The sequence below is a fragment of the Xenorhabdus bovienii genome, from assembly GCF_024721015.1.
GTDB classification, from domain to species: domain Bacteria; phylum Pseudomonadota; class Gammaproteobacteria; order Enterobacterales; family Enterobacteriaceae; genus Xenorhabdus; species Xenorhabdus bovienii.
Window position 1 is genome coordinate 1 of sequence record NZ_JANAIF010000233.1, and the last position, 1052, is coordinate 1052.

Below are 1052 nucleotides of genomic sequence, written 5' to 3' on the forward strand. Positions count from 1 at the left end.
GCTCGTGCATTCGATCAGATCGATAACGCACCAGAAGAAAAAGCGCGTGGTATCACCATTTCTACTTCTCACGTAGAATACGATACCCCAACTCGCCACTATGCGCACGTTGACTGCCCAGGCCACGCCGACTATGTTAAAAACATGATCACGGGTGCTGCTCAGATGGATGGCGCAGTTCTGGTTGTTGCTGCAACTGATGGCCCAATGCCACAGACTCGTGAGCACATCCTGCTGGGCCGTCAGGTAGGCGTTCCATACATCATCGTGTTCCTGAACAAATGTGACATGGTTGATGATGAAGAGCTGCTGGAACTGGTTGAAATGGAAGTCCGTGAGCTGCTGTCTCAGTACGATTTCCCAGGCGATGATACGCCAATCATCCGTGGTTCTGCGCTGAAAGCGCTGGAAGGCGAAGCAGAGTGGGAAGCGAAAATCATTGAACTGGCAGAAGCACTGGATTCCTACATTCCAGAACCAGAGCGTGACATTGACAAGCCATTCCTGCTGCCAATCGAAGACGTATTCTCCATCTCTGGCCGTGGTACTGTAGTGACTGGTCGTGTTGAGCGTGGTATCGTTAAAGTGGGTGACGAAGTTGCAATCGTTGGTATCACAGATACGGTGAAAACAACTTGTACTGGCGTTGAAATGTTCCGCAAACTGCTGGACGAAGGCCGTGCTGGTGAGAACGTAGGTGTTCTGCTGCGTGGTACTAAGCGTGACGAAATCCAACGTGGTCAGGTACTGGCTAAACCAGGTTCAATCCAGCCGCACACTCAATTCGAATCAGAAGTTTATATTCTGAGCAAAGATGAAGGTGGCCGTCATACTCCATTCTTCAAAGGTTACCGTCCTCAGTTCTATTTCCGTACAACTGACGTAACCGGTACTATCGAACTGCCAGAAGGCGTTGAGATGGTAATGCCAGGTGACAACATCAACATGATCGTTACCCTGATTGCTCCAATCGCAATGGACGAAGGTCTGCGTTTCGCCATCCGTGAAGGTGGCCGTACTGTAGGTGCTGGTGTTGTTGCTAAAGTGATTGC

Annotated in this window: 1 protein-coding gene; it reads left to right on the forward strand. The window is 50.2% G+C overall.

The features are described from left to right. The coding region (tuf, locus tag NXS07_RS20260; protein WP_038222958.1) for an elongation factor Tu at nt 1-1052 on the forward strand (1052 nt) is incomplete at both ends.